Origin of the sequence: Schlesneria paludicola DSM 18645 (assembly GCF_000255655.1) — a bacterium.
GTDB classification, from domain to species: Bacteria; Planctomycetota; Planctomycetia; order Planctomycetales; family Planctomycetaceae; genus Schlesneria; species Schlesneria paludicola.
This window is the reverse complement of the sequence record NZ_JH636435.1, coordinates 1,720,521-1,741,695: the sequence shown is the minus strand read 5'-3', so window position 1 is coordinate 1,741,695 and position 21,175 is coordinate 1,720,521. Positions and strand designations below refer to the sequence as shown.

The 21,175-nt window shown below is 55.1% G+C and carries 14 protein-coding genes; 8 read left to right on the top strand and 6 right to left on the bottom strand.

Annotation, left to right across the window (positions count from 1 at the left end; genetic code table 11):
* Nucleotides 1–103: 103 nt before the first annotated feature.
* The gene (locus tag OSO_RS0124825; protein ID WP_010585765.1) at nucleotides 104–1,582 is read left to right on the top strand and encodes an RNB domain-containing ribonuclease; all 1,479 of its coding nucleotides are present in this window, start codon (nucleotides 104–106) and stop codon (nucleotides 1,580–1,582) included.
* A 38-nt stretch (nucleotides 1,583–1,620) separates the two neighbouring features.
* Here OSO_RS0124825 and OSO_RS0124820 read toward each other — a convergent pair whose 3' ends face one another.
* Complete coding sequence (locus tag OSO_RS0124820; protein WP_010585764.1) at nucleotides 1,621–2,142, bottom strand: hypothetical protein; 522 nt, start codon at nucleotides 2,140–2,142, stop codon at nucleotides 1,621–1,623.
* Nucleotides 2,143–2,683: 541 nt separating this feature from the next.
* Between OSO_RS0124820 and OSO_RS0124810 the strand changes: the two genes are divergently transcribed.
* Nucleotides 2,684–5,659 carry a PAS domain-containing sensor histidine kinase gene (locus tag OSO_RS0124810; protein ID WP_157605435.1) on the top strand — a complete coding sequence of 992 codons (2,976 nt, stop codon included), beginning with the start codon at nucleotides 2,684–2,686 and terminating at the stop codon, nucleotides 5,657–5,659.
* Nucleotides 5,660–5,698: 39 nt separating this feature from the next.
* On the opposite strand, the gene OSO_RS0124805 is transcribed toward OSO_RS0124810, so the two are convergent.
* From OSO_RS0124805 to OSO_RS0124795, 3 genes are all read right to left on the bottom strand, one after another.
* Complete coding sequence (locus OSO_RS0124805) at nucleotides 5,699–6,106, bottom strand: hypothetical protein (protein ID WP_010585761.1); 408 nt, start codon at nucleotides 6,104–6,106, stop codon at nucleotides 5,699–5,701.
* Between the two features lie 108 nt (nucleotides 6,107–6,214).
* Nucleotides 6,215–7,204, bottom strand: coding sequence for a DUF1559 domain-containing protein (locus OSO_RS0124800; protein WP_010585760.1), 990 nt, complete (start codon nucleotides 7,202–7,204; stop codon nucleotides 6,215–6,217).
* A gap of 195 nt (nucleotides 7,205–7,399) precedes the next feature.
* The gene (locus OSO_RS0124795) at nucleotides 7,400–8,788 is read right to left on the bottom strand and encodes an alkaline phosphatase PhoX (protein WP_010585759.1); all 1,389 of its coding nucleotides are present in this window, start codon (nucleotides 8,786–8,788) and stop codon (nucleotides 7,400–7,402) included.
* 418 nt (nucleotides 8,789–9,206) lie between these two features.
* Here OSO_RS0124795 and OSO_RS0124790 point away from each other — a divergent pair, with 418 nt between their 5' ends.
* The 6 genes from OSO_RS0124790 (at nucleotide 9,207) to OSO_RS0124760 (ending at nucleotide 18,314) form a co-directional block, all read left to right on the top strand.
* Nucleotides 9,207–11,162, top strand: a complete 1,956-nt coding sequence (locus OSO_RS0124790) for an SPFH domain-containing protein (protein WP_010585758.1) — start codon at nucleotides 9,207–9,209, stop codon at nucleotides 11,160–11,162.
* Between the two features lie 235 nt (nucleotides 11,163–11,397).
* A complete protein-coding gene (locus OSO_RS0124785; protein ID WP_010585757.1) occupies nucleotides 11,398–11,721 on the top strand; it encodes a thioredoxin family protein in 324 nt (107 codons plus the stop codon).
* A gap of 224 nt (nucleotides 11,722–11,945) precedes the next feature.
* Entirely contained in the window at nucleotides 11,946–12,575 is a 630-nt protein-coding gene (locus OSO_RS45005; RefSeq protein WP_010585756.1) for an RNA polymerase sigma factor, read from the top strand.
* A gap of 13 nt (nucleotides 12,576–12,588) precedes the next feature.
* Complete coding sequence (locus tag OSO_RS0124775) at nucleotides 12,589–13,644, top strand: serine/threonine-protein kinase (RefSeq protein ID WP_010585755.1); 1,056 nt, start codon at nucleotides 12,589–12,591, stop codon at nucleotides 13,642–13,644.
* A gap of 182 nt (nucleotides 13,645–13,826) precedes the next feature.
* Complete coding sequence (locus OSO_RS0124765; RefSeq protein ID WP_010585754.1) at nucleotides 13,827–15,836, top strand: redoxin domain-containing protein; 2,010 nt, start codon at nucleotides 13,827–13,829, stop codon at nucleotides 15,834–15,836.
* A gap of 108 nt (nucleotides 15,837–15,944) precedes the next feature.
* Nucleotides 15,945–18,314: an efflux RND transporter permease subunit gene (locus OSO_RS0124760; protein WP_162130560.1), complete on the top strand. Its 2,370-nt coding sequence runs from the start codon at nucleotides 15,945–15,947 to the stop codon at nucleotides 18,312–18,314.
* 140 nt (nucleotides 18,315–18,454) lie between these two features.
* On the opposite strand, the gene OSO_RS50415 is transcribed toward OSO_RS0124760, so the two are convergent.
* Together OSO_RS50415 and OSO_RS0124750 are read right to left on the bottom strand one after the other, a co-directional pair.
* Nucleotides 18,455–18,979 (bottom strand): hypothetical protein, encoded by a 525-nt coding sequence (locus OSO_RS50415; protein ID WP_157605434.1) that lies wholly within the window; start codon nucleotides 18,977–18,979, stop codon nucleotides 18,455–18,457.
* Between the two features lie 253 nt (nucleotides 18,980–19,232).
* Nucleotides 19,233–21,053 (bottom strand): OprO/OprP family phosphate-selective porin, encoded by a 1,821-nt coding sequence (locus OSO_RS0124750; protein WP_157605433.1) that lies wholly within the window; start codon nucleotides 21,051–21,053, stop codon nucleotides 19,233–19,235.
* Nucleotides 21,054–21,175 lie beyond the last annotated feature (122 nt).

The following is a 21,175-nucleotide window of genomic DNA, read 5'->3' as shown; positions in this document are numbered from 1 at the left end:
CTGGTCGTCTGAGCACTGGTTTGTCTGGTAACGTTCCCATCCTTGCCGCGATCATCGGTGATCCGCGAGACACGAATGAGAGAAGTCCTACCGGAATCATGATATGGCGCCGAATCTCGACGACAGACAACATCGTACGATCCTGCGGAGAATTGCTTACCGAATCATGGTGGAACGCGGGCTTGCACCGGATTTTCCGCCGGAAGTCATGGCGGAGTTGGATCAGATCCAGGGACCTGCAGAGCGAACGGACGGGACAACGCGCGATCTACGGAACCTTATCTGGTGTTCGATCGACAATGATGATTCGCGCGATCTTGACCAACTGAATGTGGCTGACGCATTGAGTGCGGGGGCGTTCAAGATTCTGGTGGCGATTGCGGATGTCGACGCAATCGTCAAGAAGCATTCGGCGATCGACGATCATGCGCAGTGGAACACGACCTCGGTGTATACCGCCGGTCAAATCTTTCCGATGCTGCCGGAAAAATTATCGACCGATTTGACATCGTTAAATTTTGAATCTGATCGACTGGCGATTGTCGTGGAAATGGTTTTCGACGCGGAAGGAACGCTTGAGCATTCCGATCTCTATCGAGCGCTTGTGCGAAATCACGCGAAGTTGGCATACAACAGCGTCGCCGCCTGGTTGGATGGTCAGGGGCCGATGCCACCTGTGATCGGGACGGTGAGCGGCCTTGAGGCGAACCTTCGATTGCAAGACCACGCGGCGCAAGTTCTGAAAGACGCCCGGCACGAATCGGGGGCTCTGGATCTTGAAACGATCCAAACACGTCCGGTTTTCGAGGGTGAGATCATTGCCGGACTCGTGACTGATGAGCAGAATCGGGCCAAAGAACTGATTGCCGAATTCATGATTGCGGCCAATGGAGTGTCTGCCCGATACCTTGAATTGCATCAGACCCCGTCTCTTCGGCGGGTTGTCCGCCGACCCAAACGCTGGGACCGAATCGTCGAGCTTGCAGGCGAACGCGGGTGCAAGCTACCCAAAGATCCTGACTCTAAGGCCCTGGAAGGATTTCTGGTGTCGTCAAAGACCACTGATCCAATCCGCTTTCCAGATCTGTCGCTCAGCATCATCAAACTTCTGGGACGCGGTGAGTACGTCGCGCAGCTTGCTGGTGACAATGCGAGTGGGCACTTCGGACTTGCCGTCGAGGACTATTCGCATTCCACGGCGCCGAATCGACGATTTCCTGACTTGATCACGCAGCGGCTGCTGAAAGCCGCGATGTCAGGCACGGTTCCTCCTTATGACGGTGACGAACTGGCTGCGTTGGCGACACAGTGTACAAAACAAGAAGATGCCGCGAAGAAGGTCGAACGGCACTTGCGCAAATCAGCGGCGGCCCTGCTCCTGCAGTCGAGAGTTGGCGATCAGTTCGACGCGTTTGTGACCGGTACCAATGCCGAAGGTGTCTGGGTGCGGATCTCAAATCCACCAATTGAAGGACGACTGCAGACCGGGTCGCTGGGGCTTGATGTCGGTCACAGACTTCGAGTGCAGTTGGTCCGGACTGATGTGGAACTTGGATTCATCGACTTCAAGCGGGTCAAGTAGACCGCGGCCGCAAGATGTTTGATTTCTTTAGCCGGTGTTCAGTTCTTCTCCAATTGCGGTTTCTGCTTTGGGGGAAGTTTCAATTCTTTGGGAAGGTCTGGCAGGACCTGTTTCAATGCCTCGTCTTCAATGTCACCGTTGACGAAAGTCCATGTTTTCGCCTGGTCACTCGATACGCCGATCACAAATGATTTCACGCGCATCGTCCCGTTCGGGACCGTCATTTTCAGTGTAAAGGGAACAACCGTGTACAGATCGTTCCCGCTTTTGAGCAGACCTGATGGCTCGTTGGTTACGACGCTGGAAATCGAAATCCCCATGGCATTCATGGATTTTGTTCCGCTTTCCATGCTCTCGATCAGGGACTTCGTGCCTCCCGCCATTTTGACGAGCTTTGGATACGTCAGGCTGACAGCTTTGGCGAAGTCTTCCTTGAGAAGTGCTGCGTTGAGCTCTTCGACGTTTGCTTTCACCAGTTTCTTGATCGACGCGTCATCGGCGGCCTGAACGATAGAGCAGGCGGACATTATCGCCAGAAAGCCAAGAATCGAAGTTCGCATGGTCATCTCCAGGATCAGATGCGTTGGCAATGAACCAACGCGAGCAGCATGTTGTTGCGGGGGCTCCGCATTCGGTCAAGCTGAGTTCGTTTCGATTTGTCCCCGCCTAAACTCTTGTTAATGTCCAGAGATTGTCCGCGATCAAACGATGCGTCATCGTTTGATGGATATCGCCAGGGATCTGATGTTGCAGGATTCACCATTGAGGTAGGTCGACGGCCTTGCATCAGGTGGATTACGGACAGCCGCTTGTGGTGGAAGGCGTTCACGTGTTTTCTAATACGTCGCGGCCTGTCGATCACGATCTGCAAGTGAAATCTTGTCCGCGGATTCAGGAAGACGGTAAGAGGGCTAGGATCGAGTAGACCGAGGAGCTATTTTAACGACGCTAGTTCTGGAGCATACCGTTCTGGTACTCCGAAAAATCCCATCCGAAGTCGTCCTTCGCTTGTTTTCGCTTCCGTAAAGAATACCGCTGCGTGGGGAGACTGTGACTGTGCCAGACGACTTGGCAATCGATCCTCTCGAGAACGAATCGCAGATGATGCGATTTTGTGTGGATCGCGCCAGTGATGCCATCTTCTGGATTGATCGCGATGGTCGCATTCAGTACGTCAATGAAATTGCTTGTTCTGAACGCGGTTATTCCCGTGATGAACTGCTGACGATGCGCGTGTTCGATCTGGACGTCGAGCCTGACTATCAACCGGGTGAATGGGAGAAGCACTTTTCCGACCTCAAATCTCGAGGTGCGATTACGCTTGAAACCCGGCATCGCACAAAGGACGGACACATATTTCCAGTTGAAGTCACCGCCAACTACGTTCACTTCGGCGATCGAGAATTCAATTTTGCACACGTTCGAAACATTACGGCTCGCAAGCGGACGGAACTGGAACTGGCAGCCAGTGAAGAGCGACTGCGCGCTTCGCACCGCCAACTGACGTCCATCTTTGAAACGGTCGGTGATGTCATTTTCATGGTCGACGTCATCAAGGATCGCGAGTTTCGTTTCGGCTCGGTCAATCCCGCGTTCACGACGTTGACCGGAATTCCGATGAATTCCGTCATCGGGAGACGCGTTGAGGAAATCCTGCCCGAACCCTCGGGAGCGACTTTCTTGAGGAATTGCCATCGTGCAATTGACGCGAAGCAGACCATCCGCTGGGAGGAAACCTCGAAATATCCAACGGGAATCAGGATCGGTGATGTCTCGATCGCTCCCCTGTTTTCCGATGACGGGATATGCACGCATCTGGTCGGCGCGATGCACGACGTCACCGAGAGAAAAGCAATTGAGAACGCATTGCGGGACAGTGAGGAACGCTATCGGCTTGCGATTCTCGCGACCAATGACGCGGTCTGGGATGCGGATCTCCACACGGGACGCGTGGTCTGGAATGACGTCTATTCCGCGGCGTTTGAACGGCCGATCGAGTCCGCAGATTCCTGGCAGTGGTGGGTGGAACGCGTTCATGTGGATGATCGGGAACGAACCCGCCAGTCACTTCGAGCGGCCATCGACGGAGGTGATCAATACTGGGCTTGCGATTACCGGTTCTTGCGGGCCGATGGAGCCTGGGCCGAGATTCAAGATCGCGCGTACATCTCGCGCGATGAAACGGGACGACCCCGTCGGGTTGCCGGTGCCATGCGCGATGTGACAGACCTCAAAGAGGCTGAACGCTGGCTTCGAGTCACGCAGTTCAGTATGGATCACGCGGTTGATTCCATGTTCTGGATCAACTCGTCAGGCGAAATTCTGTATGTCAACATCGCGGCGGCCAAAACGCTTGGTTACGCACGCGATGAGCTGATTGGCAAGCGGATGTTCGAGATTGATCCGAATGTCACCACGGAAACCTGGCATGAACACTGGGACGAGATCAAACGCCGCGGCTCGTTCACGTTTCAGTCGAGTCAAAAGACGCGTGACGGCCGGACTCTGGCAACAGAAGTTACCGTGAATTTCCTTTGCCACGATGGGCGGGAATTCAATTGTGCCGTCGTGCGCGATATCACGGAACGTCGAAGAACAGAGAATGAATTGCTCACCAATCGGCTACGGCTGGAAGCGGCGCTCGACATCGCCAATCTGGCGGATTGGGAATTTGATCTCATTAGCTTGAGCTTCACGCTCGATGACCGCTTCTATGCCCTCTGTGGCACGAACGCCACCCGCGAAGGCGGATATGAGATGTCGGCAGAGAAATATGTCCGTGATTTCTGCCATCCAGAGGACCGGCATCTGGTCGAAGGTGAGATCGCCAAGGCGCTCGCCACACCCATTTTTGAACGCGTTTTGAATTTGGAGTATCGCCTCATACGACGCAGCGACGGTGATGTACGCCACATCTTTGTGGCGTACCATCTTCGAGGTGACGAAACAGGCAAGGCCATTCGGGCCTTTGGGATTCACCAGGACATCACCGAAGTCCTTCGCACACAGGCAAAGCTGCATGAAAGTCACGAGCGTTTTCGAGTTGCCATCGAGTCTCTGCAAGAAGGATTTACGCTCCAGAATGCCGATTGCCAGATTGTCGTCTGTAATCCCAGTGCTGAGCGCATTCTCGGTTTGACCGCAGACGAAATCACCGGACGCACTTCGCTCGATCCTCGTTGGCGCTGTGTCCATGAAGATGGCTCTGATTTTCCCGGAGAGACGCACCCTTCACTTGTCTCATTGCGCGATGGAATTCCGCAAACGGGAGTCATCATGGGTGTCTATAGGCCATCAGGTGAACTCGTATGGATTTCCGTCAACTCAGTTCCAGTCGGGCCGAGATCGAAGCCGACGGCGGTATTGGTCACCTTTACGGATATCACCTACCGCAAAATGGCCGAAGCCGAACTGCTTGCCAGCCGACGGCGACTGGAACTTCTCTCGCGGCAATTGCTCAGGACACGGGAGGCGGAACTTCAACATATTTCGCGTGAACTGCATGATGAGTTTGGCCAGATGTTGACCGCGATGAAGATGAACCTGAGAAGCATGCAACGATCGGTCGACGCGATCATGTGCACTCGACTGGACGAAACGATTGGAATGGTGGATCAGGCGATCTCTCAGGTTCGAGATCTCGCCGTGAACTTGCGACCTCCTCAACTCAACGATCTCGGGCTCGTTGCGGCGCTGCATGGATATCTGCGTCAACAGGCACGAATCGCAGGCTTCCTTGGCAGTCTGGAGGTCGAACCTGTCGGGCTACAAGTTCCCATGGACTTGGGGATCGTCTGCTTCCGAATTACACAAGAGGCGATCACAAACGCGGTCCGCCATGCAGGAATGCAGCGGATCGAAATCTCGCTCAAGCATGACCATCTCGGACTGCACCTCAAGATATGTGACGATGGGCGCGGTTTTCTTGTCGACGACGTGCTTCGCCGATGTGCGTCTGGCGGCAGTTTGGGATTGATTGGCATGCAGGAACGAGCCAGCCTGGCGGGCGGCGAACTAAAAATTGAATCGAAGCCCAATCAGGGAACAACGATCTCTGGATTGTTTCCGATCTCCTGATTGATCGAGGAAGTGGACCGCTGTCGCTTGAAGTGGGCACTATGAACCAGGTTCCACGGGCGGGCGAACGGTGGAATTCGAATTCGCGGGCAATTGGCTCGCCAATTCGATCATCTCGTCCAGATGCCGTTGAATGCTCGGGCGATTTCCTTCGCTGGCACGAATCATGTCAACCGCTTCCCGGCAGACGCGACGTAATTCCGCGAAGATTTCTTTTCGCGGACCGACGGGGCGATCATTCCGTTCAAGCTCCTGCAGGACGGGGGCTAAATGAATCGCGGGATCGCCTTTGCGGGCGGCCTTGCAGTTGTTTTCCACAATGGCCCGCGCCGATTTTGCGTAAAGTTCGGGATCGCGAGAATGATCCGTAAATGGTAGCTCGTTCCGGCCGCAACCGACGGCCAATAAACAGAGCGTGAGGACGATGGCGGCAGAGCGATCGTGCATCGTAGAAGGTCCTTGTGTTAAAGAACGACGAGAGATGTTCAGTCGGCGACGCGACGTGGCGTTCGCGCCGCCGATCTGAACATCTCTTGGTCGCGGTGTTATATGCCGCTAATAATCACCAACCACGTTGCCATCACTGATGGCCAGGATATTGCCCCAGACAGTGGCATTGATTGAATCGCTAATGAATCGTCCGGAACCATCTCCCATGCAGACCAGAACGCCGCCAATATGCTTGCTGCGAGCGGTTTGCGATGCCTGATTTGGCCGATATGCGAGGCAGCGCAGGTCGCGATCCGAATTGCTGGCGCTGCAATAGGACGGCCGATCCTTTTTGGAATCGTCGAGCGCGTTGCCATTCGGGGTCAGCGGAAGGAATGGTTCGGGAGAAATATCGTCAGGGTAGTAGCTTTGTCCGCAGATGAACGACCCCGGTGCAAACGACCACGTCCCACGAACATCGCCTGCTTCTTTTCCCTGGATGATTTCGGCGACGAACAGCGTATTCGACAAACCGTCGGTGATCTCGCGGAAGCCGGCGCCGTAGTACATGTGGGCACGAAATGGTCCACGAACGGCCGAGTTGTTCCAGACGGTACCCGACCAGGGATTTCCCAGTCCAAAGTTGGCCGCATAGTTCCCCTTGGCCTTGGGCGGATAGTTACTGACCGGATGGACCCACGGTGCTCCGATCGTGTCGCTTGGGCACAGAAGTGCCGTCAGGGTTTTGGAACACAGTGCGGCATTGGGGGCGACGCGTCCTTCGACGTTCATGTCATATTGGTTATAAACATTGGCCTGGTCGACATACGGCAGGATTCGCGTGATCCAGTTCGTTCCCCAATTATTGTTCGATCCGTTCGTGATCGCAGCGCCGGTCGGACGCGTGCCCCCGGGTGGCAGGCGATCAAAGCCTTCCACATAGTTGTGAAGTGCCAGACCCAACTGCTTCAAATTGTTGTTGCATTGAGTGCGGCGCGCGGCTTCGCGGGCCTGCTGGACGGCAGGAAGAAGCAGCGATACCAAGACGCCAATGATCGCGATCACGACCAGCAGCTCGATGAGCGTAAAGCCCGACTTCCGATGAATACTGCGCATAACGCATCTCTCCTGAGGACGAGGACAGAAAACTGACGAGGACAGAAAATAAGACAAACGTGTCTTGCACCGAGCGGCTTACAAGTTCGTTGAAATCAGGGAAACAGGTGCCCTGGTCTGCACGGCGCCATCGCGCCTTTGAAGCAATGCGGAGCCCGTTCCCGTAACTTCAACAGGCGGTTCGGACGTTGATGATTACAAGCCCGCGGATTCCCACGGGCCGGTAATGGCCAGCGTGATTCCGGGTGTCTGAAGATTCGCGAACAACCAGCGTCCATCGGGGCTGAATGTCGCGCCGCACCATTCCATCTTGCGGAAGTCACCGTGAATGCGACGTCGCTCGCCCGGCTTTAAGACGACATTGTTGGCCGCCAATTCAAAGAGCGATCCGGTTGCCGTCAGCCCGTGTAACCGCTGTGGCTCGCGATCGCCGTCTTCGCATAACACAATTCCGCCACGGGGACTGACGGTCAAATTGTCAGGCGAATCGAGAATGTCCACCCCGGGCGATTCAAAAATGAGCGTGATCGTTTCCTGCCGTGGGTCGTAACGAAAGACCTGACCGCTTTTTGCATCGCCCCCGCTGGTCGATACGACGAAAATGGATTGGTTGCCGTACCAGCAACCTTCCAGTCTTGCGAAGGTTGTGCCTTGCTGAATTTTCCCCTGTTGGAAAACTCCGTGACCATCTTCGGTTCCCGGCGAATGGGCCCGCGTCGGATCATCAATGTCCACCCAGTTGACGTGAATGGGCTGGTTCAGGGGAACCTCGCGTCGCAGCTCGGGGAACTCGACCGCCTGCATCATTTGCAATTGGCCGCCTTCCGCAAGACGCCCAGGTTGATTCGGGATAAAGCGATAAAACCCTGCCGTTCCGTCGTCTTCCGTCTGATAGACATGTCCCGTGGCCGGATCGACAGCCACCGCTTCGTGGACAAACCGTCCCATCGCTTTAAGAGGGACCGGTTCCGCAACGCTTGTCGGCGGGACCTCGAAGACGAATCCATGATCCTGTTCGTACAGTTGCTTGCGGCCATCCTTGATGCTGCCCGGTCCCAACACGGTTTCTTCGCAACTTAACCAGGTCCCCCAAGGCGTTACGCCGCCGGCGCAATTGCGTGCCGTGCCCACCAGGCTGGTCCAATCTTTCAGCCACGTTCCGGTAGCGGTGTCAAACTGGAGATTCGTGCAGCCACCCCCTGCTTTGAGATCATAGGGCGTTCCCTGGTTGGAAAAGGGAGTCTGACGATCGTTGTTTTCGTGATTACGGACGAGAGTGACAATGTCTCCGTCCGCGTGGATGACTCCCATCCCGTCATGATTCGGCGGCGTCAATGTCCCATCGGACATCATGTCGCCCGTCCAGCCGAACGAAACGTAGCGAAATCCCTCGGGTAGCTTTAAAAGCTCCAGGCCCGTCGCTTCATCCCGCGTCGGATTCAAGGGGCCGAAACCCGCCCGAGGCGAAAATGCAAGTGCATTCCGAGTGAACGCGCTGAAGGTCATTGGTAGCGACCACGATCCCACTGCCGCCGCCGTCATCTCAAAAAAATCTCGGCGAGAATGCTTTTCGGAATGCGGCATAACAGACGCCTTTGCCTTGGTTGTGGTGTCGATCAAGGTCGATACCTCAGGCATTTTAAATACAAGAGTGAATGCGGTATTAAGAAAATGTAATGAAATGAGGAAATCAGAAATCGGTTGCGGAATTCCGTGATCCGCCTTCGATCTGCTGCCGTTTAGGTTTTTCAATCCAGGCGAATCGATCCCCAGCGAATCGATGGCGGGACAGGAAATCGTCATCCATGCGAAGCGGAAACTGCTGACGGAATTCTGATCGAAATCGGCAGACCCACAAACTCACAACATCTTATTCACGTTTACGCCAGCGAAGTTGCCTCCGCAGTTGAGGGCACCGCTGCGCGACTTTCTGCTTGACCGAGTGTGGCAAACGCTTGCGGAAGCACGCTGTCCCCGGTCAAAACATTACGAAGGATGTCGTATGTCGGTGTTCATGTCTTTGGGCGTCGGTGTTGGAGCTGCTGCGGTCGCTGCAATGTTCTTGCTCTGGCTCGTGGTTCGCTATATCCCCAACGACAAAGTGGGGATCGTGGAAAAACTCTGGTCAGCCAAAGGATCTTTGGGCGATGGGGACATCGTCGCACTCAGCGGAGAGGCCGGATTTCAGCCGAATGTCCTGCGTGGTGGCCTGCATTTCGGATATTGGCGATGGCAATTCGCCGTCCACAAACGGCCACTCATGACCGTGACACAGGGAAAACTGGCGTACGTGTTTGCCCGCGCGGGTGAAGCTCTCGGGCCGAGTCAGACACTGGGTCGCGTCGTTGCCTGCAATCACTATCAGGATGTGCGAACCTTCTTGCAGGGCGGACAGAAAGGTCGCCAGCGCGCCATTCTACGCGAGGGGGTGTACGCCATCAATCTGGCCGTGTTCAACATCATCCGAGAAGACGGCGTTTTCTCGATTGATAACGATCGAAATCTGTCGGAATGGCAGCAGCAGTTGTTGTCGGTCGACGGATTCAGTCCGGTTGTCATCGGCAGCTCCTCCGGTAGCAAGAGCGACGATATTGGAATTGTGACAACTCAAGATGGACCTTCGCTGCAGTCCGGAGAGATCATTGCGCCGCCGGTCGGAAATGAAGCGGGCGATGAGAACTACCATAATAATTACCAGGATATTGAAGCCTTCCTGAGGGCCGGAGGCCGACGTGGGAAGCAGTATGCCCCATTGCTGGACGGAACCTATTTCATCAATCGCTGGTTTGCGTCGATTGAGCATATTCCCAAGGAGGTCGTCAATATCGGCGAAGTGGGCGTTGTGGTCAGCTACTATGGAAAACAGGGAAGCGATACATCGGGTGTGCAGTTCCGGCATGGCGAGCGCGTTCACCAGGGTGAGCGTGGTGTGTGGGAAACGACTCTGGGACCGGGAAAATATCCATTCAATACATATGCCGGTCAGATTATCCGAGTTCCGACCACGAACTTTGTGTTGCACTGGATCACGGGCAAGAGTGAAGGGCACAAGTATGACGAGTCGTTGAAGTCGATCGATCTCATTACGAAAGACGCCTATGAACCGATCCTGCCGCTGTCTGTGGTGGTGCATATCGACTATCAGAAAGCCCCGAACGTCATTCAGCGGTTTGGCGATGTCAAGAAATTGATTACGCAGACGATCGATCCCATGCTGAGCGCCTATTTTCGGGACGTCGCTCATAAGAAGACCATGTTGGAACTGGTGCATAGCCGCGATGAGATCCAGCAGCAGGCACGAAGTGAATTGAAAGCGAAGTTCGAGCAGTTCGACATCGGGTGTGTCGACGTTCTGATCGGCAAGCCGGAATCAAAGCAAGACGATGGCAAGATCGAGAACCTGCTGGAGCAATTGCGACTACGTCAATTGTCGCTCGAACAGATCGAGACCTACGGTAAACAGGAGCAAGCCGCAGAAAAGAAGAAGAGCCTTAACGATGCCAACGCCAAGGCCGAAATGCAGGAGCAGTTGACTCAATCGTCGATCAAGATTGCGATCACGACCAACCAGGCCGAAGCGGATCTGGCGAAAGCGCGAAAGGACGCAGAACGACGTGTCGTCACGGCCAGGGCCGAAAGTGAAAGTATTTCACTCGAAGGTCAGGGCCAATCGCAAAAAGTAAACCTTGTCGGTTCCGCCGAAGCCGACGTGTTGCTCAAGAAAGTCGCGTCGTATGGAGACCCAAAACTATATGCCCTATCGGTGGTGGCGCAAGCGTTATCGAAAAGTGAGCAACCTCTGGTTCCCGCAACGATGCTGTCGTCCGGCGGAGACGGAACACAGATCGGCATGCTGGGGACTCTGATGTCGCTGCTGGTCGCGGAAAAGATCGGCGTCAACATCGGGCCTCAACCTCCATCCGCGGACTTCACGATTGTGGAAGAACGCAACGCGTGATTCCCCGTCAAATCGGTGTGAATTGATTTCAAATACAGGCCATGGGACTGAGTCTCGTGGCCTGTTTGCATGACGTTCTGCCGCACGGTGTGTAAGCATTTTGACAGGATTCGGGTTTTCATACCGGAAACACCTCTCAATATTTTCTGACGTTTCTTTTCCCCTCGGGGACCTCGCTTCCGCTTCTTCAATTGGAAGGATGTTTAACGACCTTTGAATGATGAAGGAATGAACGATGATTCAGGAACTGACCGTCGAATTGTTTGATGCCGAAGTTTTGCAGTCGGAAATCCCCGTCGTCGTGGACTTCTGGACGCCAGGCTGCGGTCCTTGCCGGCTTCAGGATTCTGTGTTGGACGAACTGGCTGTAGAGAATTCGGGACAATTTCACGTCAAGAAGATCAATGTTTGGGACGAACCAGATCTGGCGACTCGTTTCAATATTAGTGCTGTGCCGACCGTCTTGATTTTTGATCGCGGCGACGTTGTTCGTTCTCTGGTTGGATATCAGGACAAGCACAGGCTGCTGCGGGCTCTCGAATTGACTGCAAAAATCTGACGCAACCAACGACGTGGGGCAGCGAACGCCGTCAAATTCAGGGGGAACTGGCCGCGCGAAGATTCAAGAATGCCACGACTTGTGACAACCAAAGTGCGTGCCTCTCCCCACTGATTTCAACCGGCTGATAAGGCATGAACGCCATGGCGAGCACTTGGTTGCCATCGGCGTCGCGTTAGAATGTTTTGGAACGAATCCTGAGTTCCAGAGAGAAGCTCCCTTTGATGCATGACGCAGCGGACGAAAGCCATGCTCTTCAGGCTTGGCTTGAAAAACTTCAGGCAACCGATGGAGTGGCACTCGACGAGGTTCGTAGCGAGATCATTCGACACTCGTGCGATCGGTTGGAAAAGCTCACTCGAACGATGTTGCGAAACTATCCGCGATTGCGAAGGTGGGAGCAAACCGGGGACGTACTTCAGAACGCGCTGCTTCGTTTGCACCAGGCCTTGGTAACAATTCGCCCAAGTGGTGCTCAGCAGTTTTTTGGACTCGCCGCGATGCAGATCCGGCGTGAACTGATCGACATGACGCGGCATCATTTCGGTCCGGAAGGTGCGGCCGCGAAACATCAGACGGACTCAGTTCAGCTCATGAGTGGCGGCGATTCAATTTTGGACGGGCACCCGGACGTTCAAAGCGAACCGTCGTCACTGGAGGAATGGACGGCATTTCACGAAGCCGTTCAGCGTTTGCCGGATCCGGAACGAGAGGTCTTTGATCTTTATTGGTACGAAGGATTCGATCAAAAGACCATTGCCAGGCTTCTGAATGTCACCGATCGGACGGTCAAGAATCGTTGGCGTAGTGCGAAGCTTGCGATTCGAGATGGTCTGATGGAAATCGAGCGTTGAAAGAGATAGGGGCGTGTCCGTGCAAGATTCCGTGGCGTCACTCCTTGTGAAATGGGACGAACTGCGTGACGCAGGGAACGAGGTGTCGGCGGACGAATTGTGTCGTGAGTCACCGGATCTTTTGCTGGAACTCATGGCTCAGATTCGTCAGTTGAAAGCGATGGATTGGCTGGACTCGGTCCATATCGAGTCGACCTCGACTTCGTACAAGACCATGATCGAAAAACCGCTCGTGACGGGGCTGGAGCGAAGGAGCGTGCCAGTCACTCTCGGGGGACGCTATGAAATGGAAAGCCTGATGGCCGAGGGGGGCTTTGGGCAGGTGTGGCGTGCGCTGGATACCGCCCTACTGCGGCCTGTCGCCATCAAAGTCACAACAGTCAACTGCTTCGCGGAAGCACGCCGCGTTGCCCAGTTGAAGCACCAGGGAATTGTGACAGTCCATGACGTCGGGAATGCCGATGGCTTATGCTATATCGTGTTTGACCTGGTGGATGGCAGCACGCTGGCTCACAGACTCGCGCAAGGTTCACTGACCTGGCGCGAGTCAGCACGGATTGTGGCACAGGTCGCCGAGTGTGTGCAGTTTGCGCACGAAAAAGGGTTCATTCACCGGGATCTCAAACCGTCGAACATCTTGCTGGATGACAATGGAATGCCCGTCCTGGCCGACTTCGGCATTGCCGTCACCGAATGTGAACTTCGCCACGAAGCGATGACGTCGGTGGGCACGCTGGCGTACATGGCGCCAGAGCAATTACAGGTCGGGCGATCGATTGACGTTCGCACGGATGTGTATGGACTGGGAGTTGTCTTTTACGAACTACTGACGGGACGCCAGCCATTCTCAAGCCCAACCCTGAGCGGTCTGCGTGAGAAGATCTTGCAGGGCGGCCCCCCCGCACCGCGATCCTGTCATTTCGAACAGGGGCATCCCGAGATTCCCGAACCGTACGAACGAATCTGTCTCAAATGCCTGTCGACGGAGATGGACGACCGATTTGCCTCCGCAAAGTTGCTGGCGCACACTTTGAAGCAGCAGATCCTGTTGGATACGCAGCAATTCTGATGATTTCTGTCCCTTTCCGGGCGGCAATTGACAATCAACTCAAGCGTCGAAGACAATCCGTCCTGATCGAACGGCCGCGCGAATGATGGGGACCATATCTGGTCCGTCCCATCCGTTCAATTGTCAAGCCGCGGATCGGTCATCGCGACCGTTGGGCATGTCTCGTCGGAAAGAGATGGACTATGGTGACGTCTTACTTCAAATCGCCGATGCGATTGTGGTTTTGCCAGCTTGCGATGGCAGGCATGGTATTCGGAGCGGAGGTCCGCTCTGAACTCGAACCCCGATCTGTGCCGGGTTTCCAGCTGGTCGATGCCACGGGGCACGTGACGGAGATTGTGCCTGAGGCAAAACCGCGACTGACCGTGGTCTGTTTTCTTGGCACCGAGTGTCCGCTCGCCCGACAGTATGGTCCACGATTGAATCAGTTGGCGCGCGAATCGACATTGCAAGATGTTCGCTTCATTGGTGTGAACAGCAACTCGCAGGATTCGCCTGCGGAACTGGTGGCATACGCGAAGGAATACGGGATTTCGTTTCCTCTTTTTAAAGATCCCGCTAACAAGGTGGCAGATCTGTTTGGTGCGCGGCACATGGCAGAAGTCTTCGTGCTGGATCAGACGCTCGCGATTCGGTATCACGGTCGCGTCGACGATCAGTACCAGCCAGGCGTGATGCGTTCAATGCCGACACGCCACGATCTGCGGGTCGCTCTAGAGGAATTGCTGGCTGACAAGGCTGTGAGCGTGCCTCGAACGGAAACCACAGGTTGTACGATTGGCCGAGTCAAGCAGGCTGCGACCAATTCTGAGGTCACATTCTGTAAGCAGGTTTCGCGCGTATTGAATCAGCATTGCGTCGAATGCCATCGACCAGGAGAGATCGGTCCATTTTCATTGACCGACTACAATGAGGTTCTGGGCTGGGGCGACACAATCCTCGAGACCGTCGATTCCGGCAGGATGCCGCCTTGGAATGCCGATCCGAAGTTTGGTCACTTTCAGAATGCACGGACCATGCCGGATCAGGACAAGCAACTCCTGCGCGACTGGGTCAACGCCGGGATGCCTTATGGCGATGCAGTTGATTTGCCGCCGAAGGAAGAATCTCTGTCTGGCTGGCAGTTGAGTCGATCGCCCGATCTGGTGCTTAAGATGCGTGACCGACCGTTTCACGTTCCCGCCAGCGGAACGGTCGAATACCAGTACTTTGTCGTTGATCCTCAGTTTGAAGAAGATCGGTGGGTCTCGGCAGCGCAGGTGATTCCAGGCAATCGGTCGACGGTGCATCACTGCATCGTCTTCGTACGCCCGCCCGATGGATCAGACGTCCGCGGTGTTGGATATCTGACTGGGTATGTCCCTGGGCAACGCAGCTTTAACTTGCTGCCGGGGCATGCTCGACGCGTTCCCGCCGGATCGAAGTTTGTGTTTCAAATGCACTACACCCCGAACGGGATCGAGCAAGACGATTTGACACAAATCGGCATGACATTCATTCCCGAATCGCAGGTGACACACGAAGTTTTCACGCTTTTGGGGATCGATCAGGAGTTCGAGATTCCGCCCCACAATCCCGACTATCCTGTCCACGGACAGATTGGCTGGTTCCCGAAAAAGGCTGAACTACTGGCCATCATTCCGCACATGCATGTCCGTGGCAAAGCGTTTCAAGCGATCAGTCGTCAGGGTGAGACGACTGAGGTTCTGTTGGATGTGCCCCGGTATGATTTCAACTGGCAACATGTGTATGAGTTCGCGAAACCGCTTCCGCTTGCGTCGATTGATAAGCTGGAGTTCACCGCACGATTCGACAATTCAAAGACGAATCCCGCCAACCCCGACCCGTCGCAATCGGTGACCTGGGGCGACCAAACCTGGGAGGAAATGGCGGTTGCATTTTTTGAAGTTGCCGAACCGCGGACGGTGGACGCGGAACCAGAGCCGCAGCGCCACAAACAGAAATTGATCGTCAGAACAGGGGCCGAGAAAAGCGAATCCGAAACGGTCGAAAAGTTTGTCGTCGAGTTCTTCGAACGGTTTGATAAGAATCATGATGGCGTGGTCGAACGGCAGGAAACTCCGCTGGGTTTCCGCAATTTTGGATTTCATGATTTTGATTCCAACCGTGATGGAAAACTCAGTCGTGAGGAAATCGAAGCCGCGGCAAAGTGGCGTCGTAGGAAACCGTAAATAGGAGACGCGACGGGTGGATGAGGAGAGCAATCACCCCTAATGACCAATTCTCCGCGGTTGTGGATGGCTTGCCGATTGTCCCCGTGAATGGTGAGTGAGGGCCCGTTGTCGATTTCCCATAGATTTGGTCGTTCCACCGCCTGGATCGTCGATCGCCCCGGTTGGGCCTATCTTTTTCTGATCGTGATGAGTGCGATTGCCACCGTTGGCTATGTCGACCCAGAACGCGTCCGGAATCTGTTTCTACCTCACGCGAAAGATCCGCTCGAACCCGTGGCCTCAAGTGTCGCGAACACCGAAACGCCGAAAAAGCCGCGACCCAACGTGGAAGCGTTGGAAATGACTCGGTCGGATGCGATTTTGGTGATCGAGTCGGATGATGTTTTTACGCCGAGTGGTGCCAAAGCCTTGCGGGCGATGATCTCTTCTCTCGAAGCGATTCCCTATGTCCGCAATCTGCTTTGGATGGACCGCGTGCCGGTTCTGAATATCTTTGGGTTGCGCGAACCGCTCTTTCCAAAATCGGAAGCATCCCCTGCCCGATTCGTCGTGGCGCGTGAGCGTGCCCTAAAGCATCCGCTCGTGAAGGGACAACTGTTATCGCCCGATGGTCGTACTTTAATCGTGCTGGTGAACTTTGACTGGCTCTATGTGACGAGCGATGAAGATTGCAGCAGCAATCTAAGAAAGACGGCGGAGTCAGCGCTGGCGGAGTTCCCTGATGTGAAGTTCACCGTAGGTGTTACCGGACAGGTTCCGATCCGTCTAACGATGATGCAGACCCACGAACGAAATAATCTCAAATTTCGCGTCATTGGGTATGGCGTCGTGATCTTGATGGCGGCCGTGCTGTTCCGCGGTGTGGTCTCGGTTGTGATTCTGTCGTTGGGCCCGATTTTGGGAATCTTCTGGACGATCGGATTCCTGAATTTCTTTCACTTGCAGGACAACCCCTTCAATGACGTCGTGTTGCCGGTGATGCTGAGTTTGGTGGGTCTGGCCGATGGTGTGCATATGATGGTTCAGATCCGCCGATTTCATTCGGCCGGGATGGGCGAACGCGATGCGGCCCGGGCTGGTTTGCAGGAAGTTGGGCTTGCCTGTTTTCTGACGTCCATCACGACCAGTATCGGGTTTTGGTCGCTGACGCTCGCACAGCACGAAATTGTGAAGGAGTTTGGCTGGAGCTGCGTGTTGGGTGTGATCCTGACGGTGTTTGCCATCCTGATCGTGATCCCGCTGGCGTACCTTTCGCGTCCCGCCAAGTTTCTGAGAACGCTGCTCAGCCGCAAGATTCTGGGAATTCGGCTCGAGCCGATCGAGCAGCAAGAAGGGTTCATTGAACGACATCTGCATCGAGTCGTCGGCTTCGTCGATCTGATTCTGCGTTATCCTAAGCCTGTGGCGTGGGTCGGGATTGTGGTGACTGTTGTTTGCGCCATGATTGCGATGCAGCTGCGTCCAGACGAACGACGATCGAGTTTCCTGCCTGAGAGTGCCGAAGCCACGAAAGCCTTGCACCAGATGGACAAGGCACTCGGGGGATTGGAATTCTCAGAAGTGCGGATTCACTGGTCATCGAATGTGGCATCGGATTCGACCGAAGTTCTGAAGGTCGTCACTCAGGTGGACGAGTTACTGAAGTCTGAGCCGCTCATTGGAACTCCTCTTTCGATTCGCAGCCTATTAGATGCGCTTCCGGGTGATAGCCCGACGGAAGAACGCGCATCGATGATCGAATTGTTGCCACCACCACTGAAGCGGGCTTTCTATAAGCCCGAAGATCAGTATGCGACAGTCACGTTTCGAGTTCTGGATATTGGAATCGCAAAGTACAGCACCGTCTTTCAACGGATCGAAACAGGGTTGGCTCAAGTAGTCGGCGAACATCCAGAATTTCGTTTGGATCTTGCGGGCTCTGCCATTCATCGTTGGCGTAACCTGTATCGTATCGCGCTCGATATGGGATCGAGCCTGGGCAGCGAGACCATCATCATCATCTGTGTCTTGGGGATCGTGTTCCGCTCGGTGCGGATCGGATTGATCGCAATGGTCCCGAACATCTTTCCGCTCGTGATTTGTGCGACGTGGATGGTCTTCACCGGACAACCGCTCGAGATTGTAACCGTGTGCTGCTTCACAATTTGTCTGGGGATTGCCGTGGATGACACCATTCACTTCCTCACCCGATTCCAGGAGGAGTTGCCTCGGTCGACCAGCCGCAAGCAGGCCATTCGTCGTACGTTCGAAGCGGTGGGAACTTCGATGTTGATGACGACCATGGTCCTGGTCGCAGGCTTTTTTACGGTGACATTCAGCGATCTGCGCGATCAGCGAATCTTCGCATCGATGGGTGTGCTAACGATGATTACCGCCATGGTGGGTGATCTTGTCTTCTTACCCGCGATTCTTGCCGTGTACACAGTTCCGGCCCCCGGCGAGACTGCCGTCGAGAAAGACCGGCCTACTGCGTAGCCTGACGGAACGTGCGCCACCTCACCCGCCGGCGATGCGTTGGGTGAGTATTCGCCCGGTGATTGAATTGGGCGAGCCGATCACTCTCAAGTGGCATGCAAAACTGACTGACACTCACCGGTACCGAACAAATTGGCCGTTCAGGGTGTCGCATTCTTGGATGCGTCGGCGGGTTCGTCCATCGCCTTGTCGGTTGATTTGATGTCTTCGTCTTTTTCTTGATGCTCTGGCTTGGCGTCTTCCTTTGCCGCTGGTTTCGAACTTCCAAGGTACAACATGTTGAACACTCGGGCGGCTTCCGGATCGCAGCGCTTGGGGCCGACAACATAGGTACCGACGACGGATCCTCCCTTTGCGTAATGTCCAACGGCGACGCCACCCATCGCGAGGAGTCCGACGGCCACTCCACCAAGCACCATGCCGCCCAGTGCGACACCTCCGATCGAGATGGCGCCGAGCGAGACTCCGCCGACGGCAATTCCGCCGCCCGCGAGACCGCCAATCGCAATCAGCCCCGTTGCCATATCGCCGATGGCGATGATTCCGCGTGCCCATCCCTTTGCTTCACCCTTTGATGCATCGGGCCCACAGGCAATTGCGAGAAGTGGCAATCCCAGCAGTTTCATTGAGGTGGCATATCGGATTGTCTTTGGTTTGCGAGGCATCAGATGTTCCTTAAGAGGTGCGGCGATTCGGATCTGAACAGATTGCCGTGCTGGCAATCTGCCATTTCCACATGCATCCTGCGAGACGAGCTTCCACCTGCGGCGACGTGTTGAACTCGCGGAAAACCGGGTTCGGACGATGCGAGGCTTCGACGACGGAACGGTTGCCATGTTCGTGCAGTATCCCGGCAATCCGTCAGTGGGGCAACTCGGTTCACTCCGTTCGCATGCGTTCTGCGAAAGTTCACGATCCTCAAAAATCATGAGCCAACCGCATGCCAAACCCGTTGATCCAGCCTGAGCCCGCGATCCCGGCACCTGCAAATGCGGGGTTGGCATCGCGCCGATCCGTCAGCACATAGTTGGCCTGAATCTTCATATGGGGATTCAGAAACCAGTTGACGCCGAGGGTGTAGTCGCGGGTGTCTCCCCCCTGCAGCCCATCGTCATTCAGGTTCAGATCGGAGAAACGAGCGAGAACTTGCCAGGCACCCCAATAAGGTTCTGAGCAATCTTTCGGGTACAGTTTGGAGTTGTGATGCGGCACCACACGTCCGAATGCACCTGACTTCTTCTCGTACTCACGATGCTCGCCAGTCAGAAAATAGGACCCCATCACGTAGTAACCGTACGTGGTGTAGTTGCCGTAGTTTGTTCCACCCGACAGCGCGCTGCGAGCATCCTCGCACGCCGAAACAATGTATTCGGATTGAAGCTGGAACGATCCCTTGATCCACGAGAGTTCCGCTCCGGCCAGGTCTTGGGTGGCAGCAAAGAAATTGCCCGTGTCGGCGTAGATGGGATTCAATGATCCAGGCCCGTTTCGTAATGAGCCTCGCGTGCGAATGCGAATGGCATCATTCAGCGGATCGCGGCGGCTAAATGAACCGCCGACATGCAATAGATCGCGGCCGTCGTCCTCGTTCCACAACAAGTAGCTCAGGCGGGCATCGAAGTTGTAACCGGCATTCGTTGAACCGCCGTAGCTGAAGATCCCCGTCGGAATCGTATCCGTGTTTTTGAAGACCCCTGCGTGAAACAGGCCTTGCTGGTCGGAACCAAAATTCTTCAGGATCGCGACGCCTGGAGTGAACCCGTTATTGAACGGTCCCGTGTAGGCGTCTTGATTGTACGAGCGTTCCATGAAGTCGAGATAACGGCTGCTGGTCAGGTGCTCGAGTCCGATTGGCTCTTTCTGCAGACCGACCTTCACGTTTTCGACGATCGGTACTTCGCGAAATTGCCACCACAGGTCAGTCGGCGCGGGGACGTTAATGACGTTCAACGCCGTCGCGGGCTGACCCGCAAGCCCCGCGTTGTCATTGACCGAGTTTACGAAGTCATACTCCATCACGTAGTCGATTGTCTGGTAGATCGTCCCATCCATGCGTAGGCGCGCCCGTCGGAAGTTGGCGGCGTTCTGAACGCCATATCCATTTGTGGTGCCGATTGCTTCCGGCGTTGCATTCAGCCATACGGTATCGACCTGCGTGCGTCCGCCGAAGTGCGCGGTGAAGTTCTTATCGGGTGTCTCGAACAGGACACCGTTTTTCCAGAACACCTTGAATAGCTTCGGATCGGGTTTGCTTTCCTTTTTCGCGCTGAGCGAAGAAAGCTGGTCCGCGAACAAATCGTCCTGCATTTGCTGGCGATTGAGTTGTGCTTCCAGTTCGCGAATCCGTTCTTCCAAATCGTGTCGATCGTCGACGGGCGGCTCTGACGCGGGCGAGGGAAGCAACTCGGGAGTGTCTTCGAGAAACAGGTCCGATTCTCTCGACTCACCCGTGACGGACGCGTCGTCCTCAAGTTCTTCGTTAAAGACTTGCTGGACCGTCCGCAATCGAAGTCTCGTCGAAGTGCCGTCGCGAGTGGTGATCTCGCTTGCATGAACGCTGTAACCGAAAATCACGCAAAGAACGAGGACCTCGAATCGTGGCGGTCGAAGCCGTCTGATTTGTTGTCGCGAACGAATCGTCATCGAGGCGATTTGCAGACGGGGATCTGCCGGGTGAACTGCCTGTTCAAGGTTCGCATTTTGGCGGGCATGCGAATTCGCCAACGAGGGCGCATTCATCGAAACCATTCCTCCCTGAACGGTAGCTGAAGCAGAGATCGCGATGCTTCATCGCCCTTTCAGGTAAGGCATTTGAGCGTTGCGGGCGATCCCCCTTTCGAAATGGTAACTCTGTGTCGGGA

Bases quoted from the DNA above. Each gene is read 5' to 3' on its own strand.
- OSO_RS0124825 (WP_010585765.1), top strand. From the start codon at position 104: ATGGCGCCGAATCTCGACGACAGACAACATCGTACGATCCTGCGGAGA.
- OSO_RS0124820 (WP_010585764.1), bottom strand. From the start codon at position 2,142: ATGCGAACTTCGATTCTTGGCTTTCTGGCGATAATGTCCGCCTGCTCT.
- OSO_RS0124810 (WP_157605435.1), top strand. From the start codon at position 2,684: ATGATGCGATTTTGTGTGGATCGCGCCAGTGATGCCATCTTCTGGATT.
- OSO_RS0124805 (WP_010585761.1), bottom strand. From the start codon at position 6,106: ATGCACGATCGCTCTGCCGCCATCGTCCTCACGCTCTGTTTATTGGCC.
- OSO_RS0124800 (WP_010585760.1), bottom strand. From the start codon at position 7,204: ATGCGCAGTATTCATCGGAAGTCGGGCTTTACGCTCATCGAGCTGCTG.
- OSO_RS0124795 (WP_010585759.1), bottom strand. From the start codon at position 8,788: ATGCCGCATTCCGAAAAGCATTCTCGCCGAGATTTTTTTGAGATGACG.
- OSO_RS0124790 (WP_010585758.1), top strand. From the start codon at position 9,207: ATGTCGGTGTTCATGTCTTTGGGCGTCGGTGTTGGAGCTGCTGCGGTC.
- OSO_RS0124785 (WP_010585757.1), top strand. From the start codon at position 11,398: ATGATTCAGGAACTGACCGTCGAATTGTTTGATGCCGAAGTTTTGCAG.
- OSO_RS45005 (WP_010585756.1), top strand. From the start codon at position 11,946: ATGCATGACGCAGCGGACGAAAGCCATGCTCTTCAGGCTTGGCTTGAA.
- OSO_RS0124765 (WP_010585754.1), top strand. From the start codon at position 13,827: ATGGTGACGTCTTACTTCAAATCGCCGATGCGATTGTGGTTTTGCCAG.
- OSO_RS50415 (WP_157605434.1), bottom strand. From the start codon at position 18,979: ATGCCTCGCAAACCAAAGACAATCCGATATGCCACCTCAATGAAACTG.
- OSO_RS0124750 (WP_157605433.1), bottom strand. From the start codon at position 21,053: ATGAATGCGCCCTCGTTGGCGAATTCGCATGCCCGCCAAAATGCGAAC.